The sequence below is a fragment of the Paenibacillus sp. PDC88 genome (assembly GCF_900106725.1).
Classification (GTDB): Bacteria; Bacillota; Bacilli; order Paenibacillales; family Paenibacillaceae; genus Paenibacillus; species Paenibacillus shunpengii.
This window is the reverse complement of record NZ_FNNT01000002.1, coordinates 281,225-306,780: the sequence shown is the minus strand read 5'-3', so window position 1 is coordinate 306,780 and position 25,556 is coordinate 281,225. Positions and strand designations below refer to the sequence as shown.

The window sequence follows — 25,556 nt, the reverse complement described above, 5'->3', positions numbered from 1 at the left end:
TAGACGACAGAAATGGATAAAAGTTGCGGATCTATCTCATCATATCAAAAAAGTATCCGTTGTGGTGCTACGAATTTGTCATATTTTAGCATGCCAGCTATCAACTATGTTACTTTCATATTACATTAACGAGAAATGTAGCCCTATTGTGTATAAAAAAACAAGCCCGGATATCTCTATCCAGACCTGCTTACTGATATGTTTATTCTCTTGAATCCATTGAGATGGATTGTATTATGCAAACAATTTAGCAGCATGCTTCTGCTCGTATGCAGAAATAGCGTCCTCATGCTGAAGCGTCAAGCCGATATCATCAAGCCCTTGCAGCAGGAATTGTCTGCGGTGCTCATCAAGTTCAAATGAAATCAACAAGCCATGTTGATCTGTAATCGTTTTGTTCTCCAAGTCCACGTTCAGCTCATAACCCGGGTTCGCATTCGTACGCTGGAATAACTCCTCTACTTGCTCCTCCGACAGCTTGATTGGAAGGATCCCGTTCTTGAAGCAGTTATTATAGAAGATATCCGCGAACGAAGGTGCGATAACACAGCGGAATCCGTAGTCCAGAATTGCCCATGGAGCGTGCTCACGAGACGATCCACAGCCGAAGTTAGCTCTAGAAATGAGAACGGACGCCCCCTTATATTGTTCTTGGTTTAAGGAGAAGCTGGGAATTTCATTCCCCTGCTCGTCAAATCTCCATTCAAAGAACAAAAATTGTCCGAATCCCGTACGCTCAATTCTTTTTAAGAATTGCTTCGGAATGATCGCATCCGTGTCCACATTCACTCGGTCTACAGGTGCAACAAGACCTGTTAATTTCGTAAAAGCCTCCATGCTTGTATTCTCCTCTCGATTCAAAAGATAACCAAATTCGTTCTATATATCACTAGTTCATTACTTCTTCTTTGATCTTCCAGTCACGAACATCAACAAACCGTCCCTCAACAGCTGCAGCTGCAGCCATTGCCGGAGATACCAGATGCGTTCTTCCTCCACGTCCTTGACGGCCTTCAAAGTTCCGGTTGGAAGTCGATGCACAGCGCTGACCCGGTTGGAGCACATCCGGATTCATTGCAAGACACATACTGCATCCCGCTTCCCGCCATTCAAACCCGGCTTCCTTAAATATAACGTCAAGTCCTTCTTTCTCCGCTTGAAGCTTCACTCGTCCGGAGCCTGGAACGACGATTGCCGTTACCCGCTCGGATACTTTGTAGCCGCGTGCGACTTGTGCTGCAGCCCGTAAATCCTCAATCCGTCCATTCGTGCACGATCCAATAAATACATAGTCAATTTCGATTTCGGACATCGGCGTGCCTGGCACAAGACCCATGTACTCAATGGCTTTCTCTGCTGCTTTGCGTTCATTCTCTGTCGGAAGCTCTGCTGGAACAGGCACACGGGAAGTAATATCCGTACCCATACCCGGGCTGGTTCCCCAAGTAACCTGAGGGATAAGAGATTCAACATCAAACTCCACCACTACATCAAACTCAGCACCTTCGTCTGTTGTAAGAGCGTCCCATCTTTGTTTGGCTTCTTCGAAGCTCTCACCTTGTGGAACATACTGCTTGCCTTGAAGATAAGCGTAGGTTGTTTCATCAGGAGCGATCATCCCTGCCCTTGCACCGCCTTCGATGGACATGTTGCAGACGGTCATTCTCTCTTCCATGCTAAGGCTCCGAATGGCTTCTCCTGTGTATTCGATGACATAACCGGTAGCAAAGTCTGTACCATATTTCGCAATAACGCCGAGAATCATATCTTTAGCCGTTACTCCAGGCTTGCGATTGCCTACAAAGCGCACTTCCATCGTTTTGGCTTTGGCTTGTTGAAGGCACTGTGTTGCCAGTACATGCTCAACCTCACTGGTACCGATACCAAATGCAAGTGCTCCAAAAGCACCGTGTGTAGATGTATGACTATCACCGCACACAATTGTCTTGCCCGGATGCGTAAGTCCGAGCTCCGGTCCCATTACGTGTACCACCCCTTGATCAATCGTATCAAGGTCAAACAATGTTACGCCAAAATCGCGGCAGTTCTTAGACAATGTATCAATCTGCTGCTTAGAGATCGGATCCTTGATATTGAAACGGTCTTGTGTTGGCACGTTATGATCCATCGTTGCAAAAGTGAGCTCTGGGCGGCGTACCTTGCGTCCGCTGAGACGAAGACCTTCGAACGCCTGCGGGGAAGTTACTTCATGTACAAGGTGCAAATCTATATAGAGGATGCTTGGTTTTCCTTCCTCCTGCGTAATGACGTGATTATCCCAGATTTTCTCGAACATCGTCTTTTTGCTCATTATTCTCACCTCAAAGTTATTATTCGATCTATTGTGACGGCAAGGTCATGCCGTGCTTTATTAGATCCAATATAACATGAGCAAGACATATTGTTCCAAGATATAAAAACTATAGATCTGATAGGATTGCCCTATAGACAAATTCCAGTCCATGTACTAATTCCGTATCATTTTCTTATTCACTGAATTTCACATCAATGAGCTCATTACTGACCGAATTAAATTTTACGATAACCGTAACTGGAAACTCTGTACCGTCCTTTTTCACAATTAAACGAAATCTTTCTTCTGCTGTCTTGTCTGTCAGCACCGTGCGTCCCAAATGCTGATAGTCCGTGATCACCGCATTGTAATGCTTCTTTGCCTCCTGAACAGCGATGTTCCCCCACTGTGCATACTCAGGTTCAGCCGCTTCAACTGCTGTGAGATGGGTAGTAAAGGCAGAGTAAACAATAAGCAGGCTTGACATCAAGACAACTGTAACCAAACGGGAAAAGATCATTTTCATAAGTATTAACTCCTTTGCAATCTTCATTTGATCTTCTGGAAATCATCTGCATATTGTGCTGTAAGAATAAGAAAAATATGTCTTATAGATTACGGTGATTAGATGTTATCGCTTTAGAGGAAATTCCTATATAATAGATATCATGGTACTCCACATTCGGAAATCTTCTTAAGGACGTGACCTTCCCATGGAACTTCGACAATTACAATACGCCTTACAAATCGCATCCGAAAAAAACTTCTCCAGAGCGGCCGAGAAGCTGCATATTGCTCAGCCATCACTCAGTCAGCAGCTGTCTAAGCTGGAGAAGGAGCTTGGCGTTCTCTTGTTTCAGCGCAATACAAGCTCGGTAGAGCTGACACATGCGGGAGCTTCCTTCGTATCTAAGGCGAGCAATATTTTAGATGCTGTAGAGCTGCTAAAGCAAGAGATGGCCGATATCTCCCAAGTGAGAAAGGGCAAAGTCATCTTTGGCAGCATGCCGATTACAGGCTCTCATTTATTGCCTTATGTTCTCCCAGCATTTCGTGAGCGTTATCCTGATATTGAAATTACATTGCTTGAGGACTCTTCTATGAATCTGGAAAAATTAACGGCCAGCGGCAAGACGGATCTAAGCCTGCTATCCCTTCCGCTTCAGGAGTCCTCCCTCTCTTATGTAGAAATTGCAGAAGAGCAAATTGATCTTGCTGTTCCGAAGGAGCATCCGCTTGCTCGTAAATGGGAGGAGTATCCTGACTTGACGGTCGACATCGCAGAACTCGTAGATGAATCATTCATTGTTCTTAAGAAGGGACAAGGCTTTCGCAAGCTGACCTTTGATCTATGTCAGCAAGCGGGCTTCGAGCCCAAAGTCGTGTTTGAGAGCAACAATATGGAAACGGTCAAATCACTGGTCGCAACCGGCATGGGCATTACGCTCGTCCCCCGTTTTATTGCAAGAGCTCCCCGCAGTGAATTTGTCCCGGTTTATCTTCCTTTAACTGCACCTGCGCCTAGCCGTACACTCGTTATTGCTTATCGGCAGGGACGGTACCTGTCCGGTGCAGCAGAAGCGTTCATTCAAACCTTTAAGGAAACCATGCAGGCTCTGTTAGACTAACGATCCGAGCGATAAATTATGTAATAAGAAAATAAGAGCGATACACAGCACAGGCGGCCCGGGATACATTCCCGAGCCGCCTGGCTATTTCGTTACAGCATTTTTACTTTCTTAAAGAACAAAGTGTCAATCATCATTTGTAGGTTTGAAATCTTTTACCGGAATCCAATCGGTTTGCTTGATTTGTATCCGGCGGTTCAAAGTATTCACGGGGGTGATAAATCTCCATCACGGCTCTCTAAGAAGGGCCTGTGCCTATCATCTCTTACGAATTTGTGAACCTGTCGCCTGAGTTTGTCTTCCAGATGGTTAGCCTTGCGGTAATCCATGGTGATCATCCTCCTTTGGTGACGGGATACTATATATTAACCTGTCCCAAGGAATCGAAACATCATCATTCAAATTTAAATATTTTTTTTGAAATAGATTTCTGGTCTTCTGTCCTCAAATACCGGAATGCGCTCTCTCACTGCATCTACCATAGCAGGATCTATGCTTCCCACCAGAATCTCTTCATTCTCCGTACCTTCTGCAACAATCTCGCCCCACGGGTCAATAATCATAGAATGACCGAAGAAGGAGGTGCTGCCGCTTGTTCCAACCCGGTTGCAGGAAATAACATACATCTGATTTTCAATCGCTCTTGCCATCAGCAGAGTCCGCCAGTGATGTAGTCTTGGCTGAGGCCACTCTGCCGGTACAAACAGCATTTTCGCTCCCTTGAGAGCAAGAGATCTTATAAGCTCAGGAAATCGAATATCGTAGCATATCGACGCTCCGCAGAACCATTTTTCATCTAAGGTAAACGTAACGGGTTCATCTCCTGCAGCCAGATACTTCTCCTCATCCATTAGTCGGAACAAATGAAGCTTCGCATAACGTGCAATCTGTTCTCCATTCATGTCAAACACGTACATACTATTATATATTTTCCCATCTTTTTTCTCCGCTATGGAGCCTGCCACAATATTTACCTTGTAGCTTGCAGCATACTCGCTGATCCAATGGCGTTCGATCCGTCCCTCATCATCGACAAGCTCATGAATTTCGGTCAAGGCATAACCGGTGTTCCACATTTCAGGCAGAAGAATCACCTGCACATCAGGGTGCTTCTGCATCGTTTCATGAATCAATTGCTGTATCCGTTCCCGATTAGCTGTGGTATCGCCCACCGTAATATCGCACTGCAGCAATGCCAGCTTTATTTTGTTATGATGCTGTACGCTTTCTGTATCCAGACTTTGAATACTCATCCTGCACCCCTTCCCAATTCCTGATCACTCTTCAGCACTCTATATGATCTATACAGCTTGGAGTAAGCATGATAGATTAATAATACTTTATTTAACAAACCGAACCGGAGTGATGAAATGAAGTCTGCTCGAGAATCCTTCACTGCCTCTGCATTTCATATCGAGCCAGCAGAGGTCATGAAGAGCTTACCTACTCAATTTTTTGCTGCGCTCGTTCAAAAAGTCAACCAAGAAATTTCTGCAGGACACGATGTCATTAATCTAGGACAAGGAAATCCGGATACAAAAACGCCGGACCACATTGTAGAATCTCTGCAAACAGCCTCAGCCAATCCTTTGTATCATAAATATTCGCCATTTCGCGGATATTCATTTTTGAAGGAAGCAATTGTTCATCGGTATAAGGAAGATTACGGTGTTGAGCTCGATGCGGAGAAGGAGGTGGCTGTGTTGTTCGGGGGGAAGGGAGGGCTTGTCGAGCTTCCTCAAGTACTGCTTAATCCGGGAGATATTTGCCTGGTGCCTGATCCAGGCTATCCTGATTATTGGTCAGGAGTAGCGCTGGCCAAAGCAGAAATGGTATGTATGCCCCTTCTTGAGTCAAACGACTTTTTACCTGATTATAATGAAATTGCCAGCCCCCAGCTTCACAGAGCAAAGCTCATGTTTCTTAATTATCCGAATAATCCGACATCAGTCACTGCTCCTTTGTCATTTTATCAAGATACTGTCGAATTCGCTGCACAGCACAATATCGTCGTAGCAAGTGATTTTGCCTATGGAGCCATCGGATTTGACGAAGAGCGGCCTGTAAGCTTTCTTCAAACACCAGGTGCTAAAGAAGTAGGAATCGAATTCTACACTCTATCCAAGTCTTATAACATGGCAGGCTGGCGTGTCGGATTTGCACTTGGCAACAGAGAGATCATCAGCCTCATCAATCTACTTCAGGATCATATGTATGTCAGCTTATTCGGTGGGATCCAAGCCGCGGCCGCGACTGCGCTGACTTCATCACAGGATAGTGTAAAAGAACTTGTTTACCGCTATGAATCTCGTCGGAATGCGCTCTTCAGTGAGCTGGATCAGATCGGATGGAAGGCCAATCGGCCCCAGGGTTCTTTCTTCAGCTGGCTCCCTGTTCCTGCCGATTATTCCTCAGAATCCTTTGCTGACTTATTGCTGAAAGAGGCAAAGGTTGCTGTCGCACCTGGGAGTGGTTTCGGCAGGCATGGAGAAGGCTATGTCAGGGTCGGCCTCCTAAGTGAGGAGGAACGATTGCGTGAAGCGGTTCAACGAATAGGCAGACTAAATTTGTTTTAATATCTTTTATTAGATTCTTTTTGCATCAAGTGAGGTTCCATGGTATTCTATCATTAATTTAAATTGCGAAAACGTGCTGACAGGGACCAGTAAGAAATTCAATTCCGTGCTTGCAGAGAGTAAATTCCAGTAGGCTGAGAGAATTTACCGCGGATTTTTCTGAAACCTACCCCTTGAGCGGCCTGTTCATACAGGACGTTGCCTTAACGTTATAAGGCTTAAGAGTCGGATGATACCCTCATCAATAAAGGTGGTACCGCGGAAGAATAAACTTTCGTCCTTTGCTAAGCAGCCAAGGATGAAAGTTTTTATTTTTTTTATCACAAGAAAGGATGTTGATGCTTCTTGTCATCTAGAATTGTTGTCAAGATCGGCAGCAGCTCGCTCACTACGGATTCCGGATCACTGAATCACGAGGCCGTGTCATTTTACGCCTCCGAAATTGCGGCTCTCCATCAAGCCGGGCATGAAGTCCTGCTGGTCACTTCAGGGGCTGTAGCTGCAGGATTTGGACATATCGGCTACGAGACCAGGCCTAAGCTGCTTCATGAGAAGCAAGCCGCGGCTGCTGTAGGTCAAGCACTGCTTATGCAGGCATATCAGCAGGCTTTTGCGCATCACCACATCAAAACAGCGCAGATCTTGCTTACACGCACAGATTTTACGAATCGGAAGCGAATGGGTAACGCCGGAATGACCATCGATGAGCTCCTCAAACAGAATGTGATTCCGGTTATTAATGAGAATGACACCGTCTCTGTCGACGAGCTCAAATTCGGGGATAATGACATGCTGTCTGCCCTGGTTGCAGGCTTAACCAAAGCCAAGAAACTGATCATATTAACCGATACGGACGGATTATACACAGCAGATCCAAGATATCATGCGGATGCGAAGCACTATGATCGCATTGATGAGATAACGGCTGAAATTTACGAGGTGGCCGGAGGAAGCGGTTCTCTGGTAGGCACTGGAGGGATGCGTTCCAAAGTAGATGCAGCCAAAGTCGCTACCCGGGGCGGTGTCCCTGTATTTGTAGGGCGTGTAAACGAGCCAGGCGACCTTCTCGCCGCTACAGCTGACCATGGCAAGGGTACTTATTTTGACACACGGCAGAATTCACTCTCTCGAAAAAAACAATGGCTTGGGTTCATCTCCTCACCGTTAGGCTCCATCCATGTTGACCCAGGTGCTGAAGAAGCGCTCATCTATGGTGGACACAGCCTGCTTCCGGTTGGCGTCAGACGGGTTGAAGGACAATTTCATGCTGGTGATGTAATCGAGGTTGTTAATCTTCAAGGTTCCCTGATTGGACGCGGCATCGTCAATTATGATGCAGAACAGCTGCGGAGCATTATTGGGCTGCCGAGTCCTGATGTGCTTAAAAAGCTGGAGGGATCACTTCACAGGCTTGAGGTCGTTCATCGCGATGAATGGATTACTTTAAAGTGATTTTATTGCTAGTGTACTGATATGTGCAAAACAGTGATATTCATTTAATACAGATAGGAGTGTAAATATGATGAGTGAAGTTAATGATAAAGCAAGACTTGCCAAAGAAGCCTCCCTGGTACTGGGCCGTTTGAGCTCAGAGAAGAAGAACGCAGCACTGTCGGTAATGGCCGATGCTTTGATTGCTGAGAAGGCATCCATCATCGAGGCAAATGCAGAAGATCTTGAACGGGGTAGACAGAACGGAACTGCTCTACCTATGCTGGATAGACTCTCCCTTACGGATGAGCGAATCGAAGAGATTGCCTCAGGACTGCGTCAAATCATCGATTTGCCAGATCCGATTGGCGATATTCTGGAAGTCATCAAACGGCCTAACGGGCTTCGCATTGAGAAGGAACGTGTTCCTCTTGGTGTGATCGGCATCATCTATGAAGCTCGTCCCAACGTGACGGTTGACGCTGTTGGCTTGTCGCTGAAGACAGGAAATGCCGTTCTGCTGCGAGGCGGCTCCTCTGCCTTGTCTTCCAACAAGCAGATCATCCATGTGCTGAAGCAAGCGCTGGCCAAAACAGACCTGCCTGCCGATGCAATACAGCTGGTGGAGGATGCGGATCGCTCTAGTGTGGATGAAATGTTAAAATGTAATGAATATCTTGATGTCATCATTCCAAGAGGCGGAGCGTCCTTAATCCAAAATGTCGTACAGAATTCGACGGTTCCTGTCATCGAAACCGGTGCGGGTATTTGTCACACCTATATCGATGCTGCGGCTGATCCAGAAATGGCACTGCAGATTGCACTTAACGCGAAAGTTCAACGCCCCTCGGTGTGCAACGCGATGGAGACACTGCTAATTCACAGTGATTACGGTGCCGATTCGATCCTGGAGCTTGCGGAGCAATTCAAAAATACCTCTGTCGAGCTCCGAGGCTGTGAATCTTTCCTTAAGCTGGTCCCATGGGCGACAGCTGCAACTGAGGAGAACTATGCTACCGAGTATAACGACTATATCTTAAATGTTCGAATAGTCAATCACATAGAAGAAGCGATAGAACATATCCGAAAATATGGAACGATGCACTCTGAATGCATTGTGACTAGAGACCCGAACGCTGCCGCCAAGTTCATGGAGGAAGTAGATGCCGCTGCAGTGTATCATAATGCCTCTACCCGTTTTACAGATGGGTTCGAATTTGGATTCGGTGCAGAAATCGGCATCAGTACTCAGAAGCTGCATGCACGGGGTCCAATGGGTCTTCCTGCGCTGACATCTACAAAGTATCGAATCTATGGTTCTGGACAAATTAAACATTAGACATAGCTGGAGGAATTAATATGAGTGGAACCCAATCTCTAATCAATCGTAAGATCACTTTTTTTGGTGCCGGAGCTATGGCTGAAGCTATTGCTAAAGGTCTCATCGCGCGAAAAGTAATCTCTCCCGAGAAAATAACGATGTTCAATCGCAGTAACCAAGACCGTCTTGTGGAGCTGCATCGCAAATACAACGTGACGACGGCGGCAGATGCGTCTAGCAAAGAAGCTGCGCTTACACAAGCTGATCTGATCATCTTGTCCATGAAGCCGAAGGATGCGGCTGAATCGCTTCGATATCTGGGACCTCTGCTATCCAAACGGCAGGTTGTCGTTTCTGTCATTGCTGGGCTCACTATAGAAACAATTCAGAGCCTGCTTGGACGTCCAGCAGCTGTCGTTCGCACTATGCCCAATACATCCAGTTCTATCGGACTCGGTGCGACAGGAATCGCCTTCTCACCAGAAGTGACGGACGAGGATCGCCAGATTGTAAACACTGTATTTGAAGCGATTGGAACAATTACATTGATTGAAGAAGAGCATTTTGAGACCTTGACCGGAATTTCGGGCAGTGGCCCGGCCTATATCTACTATATGATGGAGGCGATGGTGGAAGCAGGCGTAAGAGGTGGCCTCACTGCCGAACAAGCGCATGATCTGACCGTGCAGACTGTGCTGGGAGCAGCACGTATGGTACAGCAGACAGGAGAGGCGCCTGCTACACTTCGGAGGAACGTTACATCACCTAATGGCTCGACCCAGGCTGCCATTGAGGTTCTGGCCAAAGGTCATTTCAGTGAGACGGTTATTGCAGCAGTCCACCGGTGTGCCGAACGATCTCGTGAGATGGGCGAAGAATTGAAGGAAGCAGCGAGGTAGAGATAAAATACAACAAGCAGATCAACAACTTGGATCATCATATGTATGATACGGCTTTGCAGTCTAATTTAAACAGAAGACCGGGGGGAATATCACCTGTTAAACGGTGATGCTTCCTCCGGTCTTTTTTTCTGAAGCTATCCTATTTTTTTCGTTCGTCTGAAAATGGCGAGCCTTCCAAATCACGTTCCAAATCTCTAAGAAGCTGCTCTCCATCATATTCTCTTCTACTCGGCTTAAATAACAATTTGATGCCTCCGCCAATGAGCAGCAAAGATACAATGATCGTATTCATGTGCGACTGGATGCGATAGATGTAAGCTCCAAACGGATCTCCAAATTCAGGAACAACAAGCCGGACTAGTATATAGTAAACACCGAGGAACAAGAGTGCAATCCCAATCCATTTCTGATATCGCGTCCAGCTCTCAATGACCGGTTTATCATATAGTCGCTCTCTACCATACTTGCTCGATTGCTGTAATCCATCAAAAAAGCTATAAAACCAAATGATTGGAATGAGAAAAAGAAACAAGGACAGACCGAGTAAATCTAGAACATAAATGCTTCCAAGGAAGATCAGCATCAGCTGTAGTCCTCTTTTTTGCAGTCCAAGATACATATGTCCGGCTCCTGGAAATGCTGCCAGCAGGGTTGCAATGACTTTGCTCTTCTTGCCTCTGCTTGTGCCATGTTCAAGCTGCTCAAATAACGTCTTGTCCTCCAGAATCTCACCGGCTTGCTTCCGGTTCACATGCTGCACCGCATCAAACATACAGTACAGCCACATGATCGGCAGCAGCAGCAGGAAGAGAAGAAAGATTTCCTGTCCTGTAATGGCAGTGACAAAAAACAGCATGATGCCGAGCCCAAAGAACCCAATGAGAAAGGATAGCCCTCGCTGCAGCAGACCAAGATGCAAATGGCCTAAGCCCGGAACAAAGGATAGGAGAATGGTATAGAACCGTTCACTTTCTTTACCACGTCCTCTTCCCTGATCAGGATAGACATATCCTTCACGCGGCGGAAATCCGTAAGGAGGTGACGCTGCTGGATCTTCCGGATTATGAAAGGGAATACCGTGTTCATCTTGTATTCCTTCATGTCCGTAGTACATGTTCTCATGCGGGATGTGATTCGGGTACCCTGGATAATGAGCATAAGCCGAAGGGTCGGGCTCTCGGATAAGCTTGATGACAAGATCAAACATACTGATTAACCATAGAATTCCTGCCGCTAGAATACAGAGTAAGGTTACTTCCTCCCCTCCACCAACGAGCGAAAGAAAACCGATGCCTAACAGCCCAAAAAATATAAATCCATAAATAAATCCCTTCACCCGGCTTCTATAGTAATAATGTCCCAAGCCAGGCACCATGTTAAGCAGAAAAGCAAGCAGCTTGCTGCGATCTTGCTGCACATTCTTCATTCCTTTCACCTTTTAATTTATCTATATATAGTTTCAAATTCACCTTTTTATTGATTTATGAAATTGATTCGGGTCAGGTTTAATTTCATCAAGCCAATGGGTTGCTTTCCTCACCATTTGTTCGCTGTAGGGCTGTTTATCGTCTGAATCCACGTTTAGCTGTCCGGGTAACATTCGGTCAAATACGCCTGTAGATAAGAATAGCAGCGTTATGGAGGCGGCAAGGGTATAATGGACCAGCTTATGATTCAGCCATTTTTTAAACTGAATGTTTCTTCCACTGGAGCTGGATTGTAATTTCTTGCACTCATGCTCGATATGGCTCATGACTTGCTTTTCAAAGGCTTCTGCATCCCTTAACCCCGTATCTGAGGTGTGTTCAAGGACTGCCAAATAAGACTCAAGAGCTTCTTGATCCTCCAGCAGGCGTTTATCCATCGCTTCACGCTCGTGCTCCGGCAATTCGCCTTGTATATACCGTTTCCAGTCTTGCTGTTCTTGTTTATTCACGCCAAGATCCCTCCTTCCAGTGCGCTCTAATCCACTGACGTGCCCGATATAGTCTGGATTCTACAGTTTTTATGGCAATTTGTGATTCTTCTGCAATTTGTTCATAATTTTTTTCTTTCAGATAAAAATCAACAATAATATCGCGATGCTGAGCCGGAAGTGAGGATATCTTGTGAAGCAGCGTCTCTTTTCTCTCCTTCTTTAACAGCTGATGTATGATGTCGGCCTGGTGATCGGCCATTTGTACAACCTCATCCTCACGGCCAATCACTTCCGCCTCCCTGCGATTCAATTTTCTTTTTAAATCAATTGCCTTATGTAAAGCAATGCGGGTAATCCATGTCTTGAATCCTTCGGATCGGTACTGGGGGAGAGATTTAAAGACTTGAATAAACGCTTCCTGTGCCGCGTCCTCTGCATCCTGTGCCTGGTGAAGCACGGAGTAAGTTACCTGATATACATGCCTGCCATAGCGATCAATAATCTCGCGAAACTTAGCATGGTCACCCTTTAATATTTGATCGATCAAACTTGCTTCATCAATGGCTTCTCTCCTCCTTCCCCACTTATATAGACGACGGCTATTTGTATAACCCTGCATTTTTTCGAAAAAATAATATCGTTTCATATTCATCCTATAAAAATTCGCAAAATGGATGGGTATGGTTGATATTCTGAAGTATCGCAACAAAAATAGACACCCCTCAAAATAAGGAATGTCTATCTCGAATAAATAACAGATATTTATTTAACGTCCTCCATTGCGAAAACGAGCTGCATAAGCCTTCACATCCTGTGGTGTTCTAACCCGGTTGCGGCTCCATTCAAGCAATATACGGTCGATATACGTAAAGTGGACTTTGCCGGCAAATACCGCTTCTTTTAGCGCCAGCAGAATTAACTCATCAGGATATCGATCTTGATCCAGCCAGCTGGAAATTCGTTCAAGCTCCATTGGAGATAAGGGTCTGCCAAATTCCTTCTCAAAAATACGGAAGATGTTCTTCTCCTCTTGCTCCTCAGCAGTCGGATTCAAGGCATTCTCCAAGGAACTTCTGCGAACAGATGACTTTGACAGCGGAGCGGTTCGATCCTCTGACATGCACTGAGCCAGTATGGTATACAACCCGATCAGATTATATCGTTCATACTGAATGCCTTGCACTGCATCCATGTCCTCTTCAATCCGGATAAAACCTTCCTTCATAAGGCGCTGTAGCCGTTTGGCTATCTCATCAGGAAGGATCCCCATCCGATCAGCCAGCTCCTGAAGCGTCGGAAATTCATTTCCTTCCACCTGCTGAAATCCAAGCAAATGCTGTATAAGAAGTAATTCTCCTTCTGATAATCCCAGCCGGGCATGATAACGAAGCAGTGCATAGGGAAGCTGGACGCTACCCATTGCCATGCCATAAGCGACACCGTCCGCCCAAGTTCCTACGCTAGGTTCGCTCATTCATTTTCCTCCTGGACTTAAGGGTATAGACGATACAGCATCCGTGGGAACGGAATCGTTTCACGAACATGGTCAAGTCCGCAAATCCAAGCTACCGTCCGCTCAAGTCCTAGACCGAATCCGGAGTGAGGTACTGAGCCGTACGTGCGAAGATCTAAATACCACTGATAGGCTTCACGGGAGAGATTATGCTCCTCAAAACGCTCTTCCATCAGCTTCGGATCATCAATACGCTGGGAGCCCCCAATGATCTCTCCATAGCCTTCAGGAGCGATCATGTCGGCGCATAGAACGACCTCAGGACGATTTGGATCTGGCTTCATGTAGAATGCTTTAATCCCAGCTGGATAATGCGTAATAAATACAGGCTTGTCATACTTCTCTGCAATTGCTGTTTCATGCGGCGCACCAAAGTCCTCACCCCAAGGAATATCAAAGCCTTCACCTTGCAGGAATTGGATCGCATCGTCATAAGTGATTCGCGGGAATGGAGCTGTAACATTCTCCAGCTTGGATACATCACGACCGATACTTTCAAGCTCTGTACGACAGTTCTTCACTACCGACTGTACGACATGCGCGATGAATTGCTCCTGAATACGCAGACTCTCTTCATGATCTACGAAGGCCATCTCTGGCTCAATCATCCAGAATTCAATCAAATGACGGCGTGTCTTGGATTTCTCTGCACGGAACGTCGGTCCGAAGGAATACACTTTACCAAGCGCCATTGCAGCAGCCTCCATGTACAGCTGACCGCTCTGTGTCAAGTACGCATCCTCATCGAAATATTTGATATGGAACAGATTCGTTGTTCCTTCTGCAGAAGAAGGCGTCAGAATCGGTGGATCCACGATCGTAAATCCGTTCGTATCAAAATACTCCTGAACCGCACGAATGATCTCAGCACGGATAATCATAATCGCACGCTGCTTGGAAGAACGCAGCCACAGATGGCGATGATCCATGAGGAAGTCGACCCCATGCTCCTTAGGAGTAATCGGATAATTCTCCGTTAAGTGAATGATTTCGATATCCGTCACAGTCATTTCATAACCAGATTGACTGCGTGGCTCCTCGCGGATCACACCCGTTACGTATAATGAGCTTTCCTGAGTCAAGCTCTTTGCATTATTCCAGATTTCCTCAGAAACCTCGCTTTTTACAACAACCCCTTGGATATAGCCCGTACCATCCCGAAGCTGCAAAAACTGAATTTTGCCGCTGGAGCGCTTATTGTTAATCCACGCACCGATCGTTACCGTTTCTCCAACGTGCTGACTGACATGGCGAATGTCGCTCTTTGTGCTCATGTCTCATCTCTCCCCGTTCTATTAAAATTCAAATTCAAAATTTACTTTGACTCTTCTACAATGCGATTCGTGTCGCGAGCAATAACAAGCTCCTCATTCGTTGGAATGATCAACACTTCCACTTTGGAATTCGCAGTAGAAATACGGCGAGGCTCGCCAGAACGAATCTTGTTCAGCTCCTCGTCAAGCTCTACTCCGAGATATGTCAGCTGCTCCAGTACTCTTTGACGAAGGACTACGGAGTTCTCTCCAACCCCAGCCGTGAAGACAATGACGTCTACTCCATTCATCGCCGCAGCATAGGAACCGATGTACTTGCGAAGACGATATTCGTACATGTTAAATGCGAGTGTAGAATTCGGATCTCCGTTCTCCATACCCTCTGTAATTTCACGCATATCACTGCTGATTCCAGAGATGGCAAGCAGTCCGCTGTGCTTGTTAAGCATAGAGTTCACTTCATTCAGCGTTAAATCCTCTTTATTCATTACATAAGGGACAATCGCAGGGTCAAGATCTCCACTGCGCGTTCCCATCATAAGTCCTTCCAGTGGCGTCATTCCCATGGATGTATCGACAGACACACCATTTTGAATCGCTGTAAGACTTCCACCGTTACCAACATGGCACGTAATGATCTTCAGGTCCTCAATCGGACGCTCCAAGAATTCAGCAGCGATCTGGCTTACATAATAATGGGAAGTACCATGTGCTCCATAACGACGAACCTTGTACTTGTTATACAGTACGCGTGGAATCGCATATAGATACGCAGACTCTGGCATGGTTTGATGGAATGCCGTATCAAATACAACCACTTGAGGAACACCTGGCATATTGGATTCAGCAGCATTAATACCCATGATCGCAGCTGGATTGTGAAGCGGTGCAAGGTCAATCAATTGACGAATCTTCGCTTTGACTTCATCAGTTACCAGGGCAGACTCGTTAAAGAATTCACCGCCGTGAACAACCCGGTGCCCGACAGCTTGAATCTCTTCAATTGAAGACAACACGCCGTGCTCCGCATGTACGAGCTTGTCCAATACTTTACGGATCGCTGTCGTATGTTCAAGAATTTCGCTAACTTCGGTCACTTCTTCTTTGCCTGTCGGCTTATGTGTAAGAATGGAGGAATCCATACCGATCCGCTCAACTAATCCTTTTGCCAGTACAGATTCGTCAGTCATATCATACACTTGATACTTCAGGGAAGAACTTCCCGCATTAATTACGAGTACTTTCATATCCGGTCACCATCCTTGTCATACTTGAAGAAGCCTTCGCCCGTCTTCACACCCAATTGCCCTGCGCGAACCATTTTCTTAAGTATAGTGGAAGGTCTATATTTCAGTTCGCCAAACTCACGGAACATACCGTCAAGTGCAGCATGAACGGAATCGAGGCCAAAACGGTCTGCCATTTCAAATGGTCCATGCTGGAATTTGTATCCAATACGAACGGCTTGATCGATGTCTTCGGCAGATGCCACTCCTTCTTCAAGCAGATGAAGAGCTTCGTTGATATGAAGGCAAATAAGCCGGGAAGTTACAAATCCAGGAGACTCATAGACCATAACGCCTTTTTTCTCCAATACTTCCTCAGCAAATTTCTTCGTGAATTCAAACGTATCATCTGAAGTTTTTAGTCCGCGGATAATTTCGACAACATCAATACTTGATACCGGATAAATCCAGTGCAGGCCGATCACCCGTTCAGGATGATTAGTAGCACTTGCAAGCTCAGTCAAGCTCAGCGTAGAGGTATTACTTGTCAGAATGATATCTTCAGACACAATCTCCTCAAGCTGTTTGAACAATTTGATCTTTGCTTCCAGGTCTTCAGTAATGGTCTCTATAATTAGATCACAAGCAGAAAGATCACTAAGATTCGCTCTATGAATTCTAGATAAGATCAATTTCTTCTCTGCCTGAGTAATCGCCCACTTCTCCAATTTTTTATCTAACCCTGTCTCGATCATTCCGATGGAATAATCAAGCTTGTTCGGGGAAAGCTCTACCAGCATAACGTCGAGGCCTTTAGCTGCCAGCATTTCGGCAATACTTTGACCCATCGTACCTCCGCCGATAACTCCTATCTTTTTAAACAACATGGTTACTGCTCCATCCCTTCCTGGTCTCTTCTGAATAGTGTGTATCCTTCTTTGTCGAAAAATACATTTTTATGACCCAACATATAATAATATCTTAGCATGAATCAAAAGTAAAAAAAAATAACCAGCATAAATAATTATGCTGGCAAAAGTGCATTTTTCTTAAATAGTTCACGGAATTGACCACCGGACAATACTTCTTCCTTCATCAGGATGTCCAGCGACTCATCAAAAATAGTGGCATGCTCATGCAAGAGATCTTTTGTACGGGCAAACAGCTCGTTCAAAATGTAGTTATTTTCTCTCATCATATCTTCCTGGGATACCATGTCAAGGTTAACAATACCGAGCGAAGTTAGTCCAGAACTGATCATGGTTTTGACAATATCAAGCGATTGTTCAAAGTCATTTCTGGAGCCGGTGCTGCGCCCTCCATAATAGATCTCCTCCGCAGCGGCACCGCCGAGTGCAATCATAATCTGAGCTTCAAGAAACTCCTTCGTATACAAGTACTGCTCTTCCTGCGGATTATGTCGAACATAGCCGAGAGCCTGTCCTCGCGGACTGAGTGCCACCTGGCCCACGCTGTTCGGTCGAACCGCTTCTGCTGCTATTGCATGTCCGAGCTCATGAATGGCAACCCGCTTCTTCTCGTCTGCATTGGACTCACGATCTGTCTTCTCACCCATCATCACCTTATCAATGGCCATAGACAGGTTTCGCTGCGTAATAAACTCCAGACTATCCCGCATCGCATAGATTGCAGCCTCATTCATCAAGCTCTCGAGCTGCGCCCCGGAGAAGCCGTAGGATTCCTCCGCAATTTTATCCAGGCTTACATCGTCAGCAAGCGGTTTATTTTTGGCATGCAGCTCCAGAATATGCTTACGCCCTTTCTTATCCGGAAGCTCCACTTGGATATGCCGGTCAAAACGACCCGGGCGAAGAAGTGCGCTGTCGAGCATTTCTTTGCGGTTCGTCGCTGCGATAATCAGAATCCGCGGTGCATCAGAATTGTATATGCCGTCCATCTCCGTTAGCAGCTGGTTCAGGGTCTGGTCATATTCGCGCTGCTGCCCGCCTTCTCTTTTACCACCGATGACATCGATCTCATCAATAAAAATAATGGCGTTTTCTTTGTTTTCCTTGGCTGCTCTTGTTCTGGCATCTTTAAATAATTCACGGATACGTCCTGCCCCGACACCAACATACATTTCTACAAATTCACTGCCGGCAGCAGCGATAAATACAGAATTGGTGTAGTGTGCAGCGGCCTTCGCCATCAGCGTCTTCCCTGTACCCGGAGGGCCTGTCAGCAATATACCCTTCAGTGGACGAATGCCAAACTTCTGAATTTCATCGTGTCTTACTAAGAAGTCCAGTGCTTCACGGAGCTCCTGTTTAGCGCTGTCCTGTCCTCCAATTTCCTCAAAGGTGAGCTTGGCGGGACCCGCTTTCTTGCGCTTCTTCTCACTGCTTGCTCCTACGGCGAGTCCGCCGCGTGTCTGCATCAGGAAGACTACACCGCCTGCGAGCAGGGCAATAAGCAGTACTGGAATAATATTAACTCCTATAAAGACAAGAAATAGAAGCACGACCGGAACGACCCCGATTAAAATCTCCTTTAACCAATTAGGCATTAGGCCACACTCCCATCGTAGCCGGCTGTCTCGGCAGAATAATATACTTGCTTGCTTCTCCATCTGACAGGCTTACATATACGTTCTCATTATCAATATCATAGTCAACCTGGATGCTGCCTTCGCTCATTTCCTTGAGCTTCTCAGGAATTTGCGTGTATTGTCTAGTCTCCATTGCTTCAGCAACGGTAAATAACGCATTGGACCAGAAATCATCCAGCGTTTCCGTCGAATGATCCTTTACCTCCAGCTTCATCGTTCTTCCGTTCAGAAGCTCCTTGCCATCTGTGCGGATATAATCAACAAGACCTCTTATATTGGTATTCGGCTCGAGATCGAGATTCAAAACAACTTGATTCTGGTTAATATCTAGTTGAACATCGTTTACGCCGTCATAGTCGGCAACCAACTTCTCTATTGGCTTCTCAAGGGCCACCTGACGGTACACAAACCATCCTCCAAACAGCAGCGTAGCCGTAACCATAACCGTTATTGCTATCCGAATAGGACGTAATTTCAAGTGACAACCTCCTCATCTATTTTACCCACTCTATTTATTATTGATATGGGATATAGATATAGCATACCATATACAGACGTCCAAATCTAAACTATGAATTATTTTTCACAGTTTCCAATCCAAATAACCCCGAAATGGCCAATTGCGACCACTTCAGGGTATATTTTGTGTGCTTTATTCTGTGATCGGAAGCTGAAATCCTTCCTCTAACTCGGTTCCATCACTGAAACGATAGAAACGATAGTAGTACCGGTCCTTCTCTTTATAAAATAACTGCCAGACGTAAGTCTCATCATAAACTGCCGGCTGCAGTCTGACGATTTCAATGCCAGGCAGCTGTGAGCTGATCTTGGACCGCATTTCTTCCTCCGACGTTCCTTCTTCAATCTTCTCACTGTGCACACTATTTTCATCTGTCTTTGGCTTCTTGTCAGTACCGTATTGTACCCACACCATAACAGGCTCATTGTCGGCATTTACACCTTCAATTGTCCAATATATGGCATCCTCAGACCAGACCGATTTTTGTGTCTTTGTTACCGTAACCAGTTCTTCTTTTTCCTTTGCAATAGCGATTGCAGCTTCTTCCTCTGCCCATGTATCCTTCATTACATATTCATAAAATAAATAAATACCTAAGAGCACGAGTAAGAAAGCCACAATGCTGATGAGTATCCACTTTCTTTTTTTTCTCAAGGCTGAACTCCCTTCTTGCCCCCAGCATCAATCAGCGGGACGTCAGTCCTTCGAAAGCAGCTTGTGCTTCGCGTTTAATCCGTTCTTCATCCATCGTGAGCATCTCACCGTTCTTAACTAACTGCTTGCCATCCACCCAGACATGCTGAACGTCCTTGCTGCTTGCAGAATAGATGACATGTGATATCAAATCGGTGTAGGGCAGGAAATGAGCCTGATCCAGGTCAATGGCAACAAAATCAGCTTTTTTGCCTGGTGCCAGCACTCCCGTATCCTTGATGTAGATGGACTTCGCTCCATATTCAGTTCCCATACGCAGTGCTTCTGTGGCAGGTACGGCGGTTGGATCACCGCTGACTCCTTTGTGAATCAGAGCAGCTAGGCGCATCTCTTCAAACATATCCAAATTATTGTTGCTTGCTGCACCATCTGTAGCAAGCGATACAACAACCCCTGCTTTTAACAGCTCAGGTACTCGCGCAACACCGCTCGCCAGCTTCAGGTTGCTTCCAGGATTATGAGCAACAGCCACATTGTATTTGGCGAGCACCTCTATTTCTTCATCCGTTAAATGTACAGCATGTGCCACGAGAGAAGGTCTAGAGAAGAAGCCAAGCTTCTCCAGATGTGCTACTGGACGCAGCCCATACTCTTTTACATTCTGTTCTACTTCAGCGGCCGTTTCGGACATATGTGTATGCAGGGGTAAATTCAGCTCATGTGCCGCTTCTACAAATTTCTCAATAAACTCTGGTCCGCAAGTATATGGTGAATGTGGGGACAGCATCGTCGTGATACGTCCGTCTGCCTGATTATGCCATTCCCGGGCAAAGGTCGTTGCTTCCTTCAGCTTAAATGCACGCAGCTCATCTGAACCGAAGCCAATCGCTCCCCGCATCAGACTTGCGCGAATGCCCGACTCCTGTGCCACTTTCGCCACCTGATTCATCTGATCATACATATCAAGGAAGGCGGTAGTTCCACCTCTCAGCATTTCCAGAACAGATAGCGAGGTCCCCCAGTAGACATCCTCAGCTGTGAACTTTTCCTCCATCGGCCACATTTTTTCTTGAAGCCAGACCTGAAGAGCAAGATCATCGCCATAGCCGCGTAGAAGTGACATCGCTGCATGACCATGTGTATTGATAAGGCCAGGAATAAACAGCTGGTGCTTGCCGTCATGAACCGGAAGACCTTCTGTCCCTTCAGGTAGATCTTCACCTATATATGAGATGCGGTCATCCTCAATCAGCATATAACCGCTGACGATTCGCCATTCAGGATCACTTACTGCAAATTTGCCGTTCTTGATGAGCCACTTATTTGACATCCTCTTCCTCCTCTTTCCCTGCTTCGTTCTCTAGATAATAAGCCAGACTAAGCAGATCTGTAGTGAAGTCCGCTGTATGAATCCGGATATGAGCAGGAGCCTTGATAATAATCGGGGCAAAATTAAGGATCGCTTCAACTCCCGCCTCCACCAGATAATCCGCCACACGCTGAGCTTCCGAATCCGGAACCGTTATAATGCCGATTCTAATGTTCAGATCCTTTACTGTTTTCACCAGCTCTTCCATAGGCTGAACCGTGAGCGTATTGATATTGGAGCCAATCTTCGAGGGCTGGGAATCAAATACGGCGACAATCTTCATATTGTCTTTTACATATCGATTATAGTTCGACAAGGCATGTCCGAGATTACCAGCACCGACAAGTGCCACATTAATCTGTTGATCCAGCTTCAAGATTTGTCTGATTTTATCGATGAGATAAGCTACATCATAGCCGATGCCTTTGCGTCCAAAATCCCCGAAATAAGCGAGATCCTTACGGATTTGCGCTGGATTCAAATCCAGTCTGAGACCAAGCTCCTGTGAAGATACAGTGGTCACTTCTCTTTTGTACAGCTCTTGTAAATAACGCAGATATACTGGCAGTCTTCTTACGACAGCCTCTGAAATTTTGTCCGACTTCAATTACAATTCCCCCTCACAACTGCAAGCAGTGTCCGTGCTTTCTATTACTTCTCTTCATTCGTTACATGTTCCTCTAGCCACTCGCTGATACGCGGAACCATCTTGTCCGTTGTCATATGCTCCATTTTAGGACCTGGCAGGGAATATAAAAAGTACTTGCCATAATACGATTCAATGACTCTTGTATCATACACGATAACGATGCCTCGGTCCTTAGCGGTTCGCACCAGTCTTCCGAAACCTTGTTTAAACCGAATAACCGCCTGAGGTACCGAGAGCTTCATAAACGGATTTTTCTTCTCCTGCTGCAGCAGTTCGCTCTTGGCTTCTACAACAGGATGGTTAGGAGGCTGGAAAGGCAGCCGTACAATAGCCAAACAGGATAAAGCTTCTCCTGGAATATCGACACCTTCCCAGAAGCTGCTCGTTCCAAGCAATACAGAAGCTTTGGCCTCCTGGAATCTTCTCGTCAGCTTGGTCCGGCTCCCACTGTCTACCCCTTGTCCAAACACGGAAATATCACTTGAGGCGAGAGCTTCCTTCAGCGGCTCATGTACTTGTCTCAACATCTTGTAAGAGGTAAACAGGACAAGCATTCTGCCCTTCGTTGCCTGTGCGGCCTCTGACAAAGATTTGACGAGCATACTGACAAAATGATCATCACCCACACTGCCCTTCACACTTGGAAAATCACGCGGAACCACAAGAAGAGCTTGTTCCCGGTAATTAAACGGAGACGGCAGCTGTGATGTGAGCAATCTCTGCTGCTCCTGTGCTTCGGTCAGTCCAAGCTGATCGATCATAAACTGGAACGATTTATCTACCGATAAAGTAGCCGAGGTTAAAATAACGCTTCGCTTCTTATCAAAGAACATTTCCTTCAGCTGAGGACTTACATCTACAGGAACTGCATACAGCTGAAGCGACTTGCTCTTGAATTGTCCGCTGGCCTCCAGCCAATATACGGTCCCTGCATCATCAAGGCGCATGAAATGTCTTAATTGATCTTTGAAGCCAGCCAGATCCTTAACGAGCCCGGTAACGTCTGTAATAAGGCTGTCGGCCGTATAATCGTCGAGATCTTCTCTTACTTCACTAAGAACCTTATCTGCCTTACGAACCAATTCTGAAACCGTCACATAGAACTGATTCTCAACTGCTGCAAGCTTATCCCACTTCTTCGGTTTGTTCTGCGGCTTCAGTCTTAATGTGAACTGTCCTGCTTCTCCAGGGGCTGCATCACTTCGTTCTGGCAGTAAGCTGAACAGCATTTCACTGAGCTGATCCCAAGTTTCCTTCGCTTCTAGAGCGGATGGGAACAGCTGATCAATAGCAGAGGTCCACTCCACCATCTGCTCATGGCTGGACTGCGCTATTTTTTGACGCAGAGCAGGGAATTGTCCGTTCCGACTATCTTTAAATAATCGGGTAAGCGCATGAACCACCGTAAAATATTTCATATGCATTCCAAGATGCTTACCGGCGACCTCCTCGAATTGATGCGCCTCATCTATGACGAGATGCTCATAAGCAGGAAGCAATTGGTGACTAGCCTTAACGTCCGTAAACAGCTTGGAATGATTGGTAATCACTACATCAGCAATGCCGGCCTCATGTCTTGCACGATGGTAAAAGCATTTCTTAAACCAAGGGCAGCTTCGGCCCAGGCAGGAATCCGAATCGCTTTGTACCGTTTCCCAAAAATCACCGCCGCGATAACTTAGATTGAGCTCCTCATCATCACCGGTTTCGGTTTGAGTCAGCCATACCAGCATCTGTGCAGCAGTAAATACGTCCTCCTTCGGGGTTACAAACTCCTTGTTGTTCAGCTTCTGTTCAAATTTACGCAGACACAGGTAATGCCCTCTTCCTTTGAACACAGCAGCTTTGAACGGAAAAGGAACCACCTCCGTGAGTAGCGGAATATCCCGCTCACGAAGCTGCTCCTGAAGATTGATCGTATGTGTGCTTACCGTTACCTTCGTCTCCTGTCTGACACTATGATAAATCGAAGGCAGCAAATAACCCAGTGACTTCCCCGTGCCTGTCCCGGCTTCAATGAGTAAATGCTTGTCCTCATCCATCGCCTTCGTCACTTCTGTGAACATCATATTCTGGGATTCGCGTTCCTCATAATGAGGCAGTGTTTGCTTCAGGCGCAGCTGAACCTCATCCATATATTCTTGAAAAGTTAATTTTTCTAATGGATTGGGTTCATGTTCATCCCTGGGCGGAGCGATCTGTGACCAATCGTCAATCTTAAGCGCGAGCTGTCTATAATAGGTCTGATTATCCAGATCGTGAATAGGCTCCATTTCTTTCTCTGAAAGAATCCCATCAAAAAACCAGCCCAAATCACTATCTTCCGCAGCAAACAAATCGGTAAGCCGCTGTAAAGTGATCAATGGCAGGCTCTTAAGCTCCTCAAGACTCTTTAAGAAAATGTGTGCTGTTGCCAGAGCATCACTATCTGCCTGATGTGGACGGTCATGGGTGAATCCAAATTCGCCTGCTACGTAACCCAGCTGATAGGAGGATAAGGACGGAAAGCAAATTTTCAGGAAATCCATAGTGTCCAAAATGCGGCCTGTAAATGGCAAGTACCCGCATCGGTCAAGCGCATTTTGTAAAAAATGAAAATCAAAGCTCACATTATGCCCTACGAGTACGACATCATCCAGCAATGGAACGAGCTCCATCATCATTTCCTCAAGCTCCGGAGCATCCTTCACATCATTGTCCGTAATTCCCGTTAACCCCGTAATAAATGGAGGAATGGGAACGCCGGGATTCACATAGGAGCTGAAAGTGTCTTTAATTGTATAATCATGATCTATGATGGCAAGTCCAACCTGGATAATTTCACCAAGGGACTGAGTACCTGTTGTTTCAAAATCAAGCACAGCAAATTTCATGATGAGTAAACGTTCCCTTCTACAGTCTCTTTAGTAGCATAGCAAAAAAAAAGACTTTTGAACATGAAACAGACAAAAAGGCGATGTCTTGTCAGGACATCGCCTTTTGCGATTGCGCTGTTTCAATAGGTGCTTAGGAGAGGGAGAGCAGCTGTGTTCCATACTGGAGTACGGCATTTTTGGAACGGCATGCTTCCAGATTGTAGAGCGGCTCCGGCAGGGATGGATCATGTTCTAATGCAAGTGCAAAGCAGGACTGGGCCTGCTTGAGCTCCATTTGCTTCGCATGAATACAACCTAGTGCATTGTATGCCATGGCTTTCATTCTGGGCTGATCACAGCTAAGAATGATCCGATTCAGCTCCGCAGATGCGGTATGCATTTGTTCCAGGTGAAGGTAGCACATCGCGAGGTACAGCCTCGATAACAGGCTATCGGGATATACTTCCACCACTTTGCCAAACTCCTCGGCAGCATGCTGATACATGAGCAGCTTGAAATAACCAAGTCCTTTAACAAAGGTATGAAGCTCCAGCTCCGGAATCGATGTAAAAGGATCTGTCCCTCGGAAAATTCCACTTTCGCGAATCTTGGCCATTTTCTCTTCAAATGACATCCATTCGTCGATAATGCCGTCGCTCATTTTCTTAAGCAGGTTCCATCGCTGCAGCATTTCCTGTTTCTTCTCGACGGGTGCGGCGGTGTAGTAATTGGCAATCTCATCAAGCGATTGATTCATTTCCGCAAATAGATGTTGAAACATGGCATGCATCCCACCCTTAGCAAAATGGATTAGTGCAGTAACCTAATCACATTTTTTGCTCTTTGGGCACTTTTCAT

The 25,556-nt window shown here is 46.0% G+C and carries 23 protein-coding genes; 5 read left to right on the top strand and 18 right to left on the bottom strand.

The window, feature by feature from the left end:
* Positions 1-234: 234 nt before the first annotated feature.
* The 3 genes from leuD to BLW49_RS08035 all read right to left on the bottom strand — a co-directional run bounded on the left by leuD (position 235) and on the right by BLW49_RS08035 (position 2,819).
* Positions 235-837, bottom strand: coding sequence for a 3-isopropylmalate dehydratase small subunit (gene leuD, locus BLW49_RS08045; RefSeq protein WP_090724004.1), 603 nt, complete (start codon positions 835-837; stop codon positions 235-237).
* Between the two features lie 52 nt (positions 838-889).
* On the bottom strand, positions 890-2,311 hold the full coding sequence (gene leuC / locus BLW49_RS08040; protein ID WP_076312843.1) for a 3-isopropylmalate dehydratase large subunit: 1,422 nt from the start codon (positions 2,309-2,311) through the stop codon (positions 890-892).
* 175 nt (positions 2,312-2,486) lie between these two features.
* On the bottom strand, positions 2,487-2,819 hold the full coding sequence (locus tag BLW49_RS08035; RefSeq protein WP_177178681.1) for a DUF3889 domain-containing protein: 333 nt from the start codon (positions 2,817-2,819) through the stop codon (positions 2,487-2,489).
* Between the two features lie 187 nt (positions 2,820-3,006).
* Between BLW49_RS08035 and BLW49_RS08030 the strand changes: the two genes are divergently transcribed.
* Complete coding sequence (locus tag BLW49_RS08030; protein ID WP_076312844.1) at positions 3,007-3,921, top strand: LysR family transcriptional regulator; 915 nt, start codon at positions 3,007-3,009, stop codon at positions 3,919-3,921.
* Between the two features lie 404 nt (positions 3,922-4,325).
* On the opposite strand, the gene BLW49_RS08025 is transcribed toward BLW49_RS08030, so the two are convergent.
* Entirely contained in the window at positions 4,326-5,174 is an 849-nt protein-coding gene (locus tag BLW49_RS08025) for a carbon-nitrogen family hydrolase (RefSeq protein WP_076312845.1), read from the bottom strand.
* A 117-nt stretch (positions 5,175-5,291) separates the two neighbouring features.
* Here BLW49_RS08025 and BLW49_RS08020 point away from each other — a divergent pair, with 117 nt between their 5' ends.
* The 4 genes from BLW49_RS08020 (at position 5,292) to proC (ending at position 10,148) form a co-directional block, all read left to right on the top strand.
* Positions 5,292-6,497 (top strand): pyridoxal phosphate-dependent aminotransferase, encoded by a 1,206-nt coding sequence (locus tag BLW49_RS08020; protein ID WP_090724002.1) that lies wholly within the window; start codon positions 5,292-5,294, stop codon positions 6,495-6,497.
* 345 nt (positions 6,498-6,842) lie between these two features.
* Positions 6,843-7,949, top strand: a complete 1,107-nt coding sequence (gene proB / locus BLW49_RS08015; protein WP_090724001.1) for a glutamate 5-kinase — start codon at positions 6,843-6,845, stop codon at positions 7,947-7,949.
* Between the two features lie 70 nt (positions 7,950-8,019).
* Entirely contained in the window at positions 8,020-9,267 is a 1,248-nt protein-coding gene (locus BLW49_RS08010) for a glutamate-5-semialdehyde dehydrogenase (protein WP_076312848.1), read from the top strand.
* 20 nt (positions 9,268-9,287) lie between these two features.
* Positions 9,288-10,148 carry a pyrroline-5-carboxylate reductase gene (proC, locus tag BLW49_RS08005; RefSeq protein ID WP_090723999.1) on the top strand — a complete coding sequence of 287 codons (861 nt, stop codon included), beginning with the start codon at positions 9,288-9,290 and terminating at the stop codon, positions 10,146-10,148.
* Positions 10,149-10,290: 142 nt separating this feature from the next.
* On the opposite strand, the gene BLW49_RS08000 is transcribed toward proC, so the two are convergent.
* The 14 genes from BLW49_RS08000 to BLW49_RS07935 form a co-directional block, all read right to left on the bottom strand.
* On the bottom strand, positions 10,291-11,577 hold the full coding sequence (locus BLW49_RS08000; protein ID WP_256209660.1) for a multi-tm2 domain protein: 1,287 nt from the start codon (positions 11,575-11,577) through the stop codon (positions 10,291-10,293).
* A gap of 39 nt (positions 11,578-11,616) precedes the next feature.
* A complete protein-coding gene (locus tag BLW49_RS07995; protein WP_090723997.1) occupies positions 11,617-12,087 on the bottom strand; it encodes a hypothetical protein in 471 nt (156 codons plus the stop codon).
* Positions 12,080-12,715, bottom strand: a complete 636-nt coding sequence (locus tag BLW49_RS07990) for an RNA polymerase sigma factor (protein ID WP_256209659.1) — start codon at positions 12,713-12,715, stop codon at positions 12,080-12,082. Before BLW49_RS07990 ends, BLW49_RS07995 begins: the two co-directional genes overlap by 8 nt.
* 120 nt (positions 12,716-12,835) lie before the next feature.
* A complete protein-coding gene (locus BLW49_RS07985) occupies positions 12,836-13,543 on the bottom strand; it encodes a DnaD domain-containing protein (protein ID WP_076312852.1) in 708 nt (235 codons plus the stop codon).
* A 17-nt stretch (positions 13,544-13,560) separates the two neighbouring features.
* Positions 13,561-14,856, bottom strand: a complete 1,296-nt coding sequence (gene asnS, locus BLW49_RS07980; RefSeq protein ID WP_047911176.1) for an asparagine--tRNA ligase — start codon at positions 14,854-14,856, stop codon at positions 13,561-13,563.
* A gap of 41 nt (positions 14,857-14,897) precedes the next feature.
* Complete coding sequence (locus BLW49_RS07975) at positions 14,898-16,103, bottom strand: acetate/propionate family kinase (RefSeq protein ID WP_076312853.1); 1,206 nt, start codon at positions 16,101-16,103, stop codon at positions 14,898-14,900.
* Positions 16,100-16,969 carry a 3-hydroxyacyl-CoA dehydrogenase family protein gene (locus BLW49_RS07970; RefSeq protein WP_076312854.1) on the bottom strand — a complete coding sequence of 290 codons (870 nt, stop codon included), beginning with the start codon at positions 16,967-16,969 and terminating at the stop codon, positions 16,100-16,102. Before BLW49_RS07970 ends, BLW49_RS07975 begins: the two co-directional genes overlap by 4 nt.
* Positions 16,970-17,106: 137 nt before the next feature.
* Positions 17,107-18,609 carry an AAA family ATPase gene (locus BLW49_RS07965; protein WP_090723995.1) on the bottom strand — a complete coding sequence of 501 codons (1,503 nt, stop codon included), beginning with the start codon at positions 18,607-18,609 and terminating at the stop codon, positions 17,107-17,109.
* Positions 18,602-19,129, bottom strand: coding sequence for a hypothetical protein (locus BLW49_RS07960; protein ID WP_177178680.1), 528 nt, complete (start codon positions 19,127-19,129; stop codon positions 18,602-18,604). The genes BLW49_RS07965 and BLW49_RS07960 overlap by 8 nt, the downstream gene beginning before the upstream one ends.
* Before the next feature lie 174 nt (positions 19,130-19,303).
* Positions 19,304-19,825, bottom strand: a complete 522-nt coding sequence (locus BLW49_RS07955) for a cell wall elongation regulator TseB-like domain-containing protein (protein WP_076312857.1) — start codon at positions 19,823-19,825, stop codon at positions 19,304-19,306.
* Between the two features lie 31 nt (positions 19,826-19,856).
* Positions 19,857-21,155, bottom strand: a complete 1,299-nt coding sequence (locus tag BLW49_RS07950) for an amidohydrolase (protein ID WP_090723993.1) — start codon at positions 21,153-21,155, stop codon at positions 19,857-19,859.
* Positions 21,145-21,801 carry a redox-sensing transcriptional repressor Rex gene (locus tag BLW49_RS07945; protein WP_090723991.1) on the bottom strand — a complete coding sequence of 219 codons (657 nt, stop codon included), beginning with the start codon at positions 21,799-21,801 and terminating at the stop codon, positions 21,145-21,147. Before BLW49_RS07945 ends, BLW49_RS07950 begins: the two co-directional genes overlap by 11 nt.
* A gap of 44 nt (positions 21,802-21,845) precedes the next feature.
* On the bottom strand, positions 21,846-24,716 hold the full coding sequence (gene dinG, locus BLW49_RS07940; RefSeq protein WP_076312860.1) for an ATP-dependent DNA helicase DinG: 2,871 nt from the start codon (positions 24,714-24,716) through the stop codon (positions 21,846-21,848).
* Positions 24,717-24,849: 133 nt separating this feature from the next.
* A complete protein-coding gene (locus BLW49_RS07935; RefSeq protein ID WP_076312861.1) occupies positions 24,850-25,479 on the bottom strand; it encodes a hypothetical protein in 630 nt (209 codons plus the stop codon).
* Positions 25,480-25,556 lie beyond the last annotated feature (77 nt).

Coding starts and splice junctions, on each gene's coding strand:
- BLW49_RS07970 (WP_076312854.1), bottom strand. CDS start 16,969: ATGTTGTTTAAAAAGATAGGAGTTATCGGCGGAGGTACGATGGGTCAA.
- proC (WP_090723999.1), top strand. CDS start 9,288: ATGAGTGGAACCCAATCTCTAATCAATCGTAAGATCACTTTTTTTGGT.
- BLW49_RS08030 (WP_076312844.1), top strand. CDS start 3,007: ATGGAACTTCGACAATTACAATACGCCTTACAAATCGCATCCGAAAAA.
- BLW49_RS07985 (WP_076312852.1), bottom strand. CDS start 13,543: ATGAGCGAACCTAGCGTAGGAACTTGGGCGGACGGTGTCGCTTATGGC.
- BLW49_RS07935 (WP_076312861.1), bottom strand. CDS start 25,479: ATGTTTCAACATCTATTTGCGGAAATGAATCAATCGCTTGATGAGATT.
- BLW49_RS07975 (WP_076312853.1), bottom strand. CDS start 16,103: ATGAAAGTACTCGTAATTAATGCGGGAAGTTCTTCCCTGAAGTATCAA.
- asnS (WP_047911176.1), bottom strand. CDS start 14,856: ATGAGCACAAAGAGCGACATTCGCCATGTCAGTCAGCACGTTGGAGAA.
- BLW49_RS07965 (WP_090723995.1), bottom strand. CDS start 18,609: ATGCCTAATTGGTTAAAGGAGATTTTAATCGGGGTCGTTCCGGTCGTG.
- leuC (WP_076312843.1), bottom strand. CDS start 2,311: ATGAGCAAAAAGACGATGTTCGAGAAAATCTGGGATAATCACGTCATT.
- leuD (WP_090724004.1), bottom strand. CDS start 837: ATGGAGGCTTTTACGAAATTAACAGGTCTTGTTGCACCTGTAGACCGA.
- BLW49_RS07990 (WP_256209659.1), bottom strand. CDS start 12,715: ATGAAACGATATTATTTTTTCGAAAAAATGCAGGGTTATACAAATAGC.
- BLW49_RS08000 (WP_256209660.1), bottom strand. CDS start 11,577: ATGAAGAATGTGCAGCAAGATCGCAGCAAGCTGCTTGCTTTTCTGCTT.
- BLW49_RS08025 (WP_076312845.1), bottom strand. CDS start 5,174: ATGAGTATTCAAAGTCTGGATACAGAAAGCGTACAGCATCATAACAAA.
- BLW49_RS07950 (WP_090723993.1), bottom strand. CDS start 21,155: ATGTCAAATAAGTGGCTCATCAAGAACGGCAAATTTGCAGTAAGTGAT.
- dinG (WP_076312860.1), bottom strand. CDS start 24,716: ATGAAATTTGCTGTGCTTGATTTTGAAACAACAGGTACTCAGTCCCTT.
- BLW49_RS08020 (WP_090724002.1), top strand. CDS start 5,292: ATGAAGTCTGCTCGAGAATCCTTCACTGCCTCTGCATTTCATATCGAG.
- BLW49_RS08035 (WP_177178681.1), bottom strand. CDS start 2,819: ATGAAAATGATCTTTTCCCGTTTGGTTACAGTTGTCTTGATGTCAAGC.
- BLW49_RS08010 (WP_076312848.1), top strand. CDS start 8,020: ATGAGTGAAGTTAATGATAAAGCAAGACTTGCCAAAGAAGCCTCCCTG.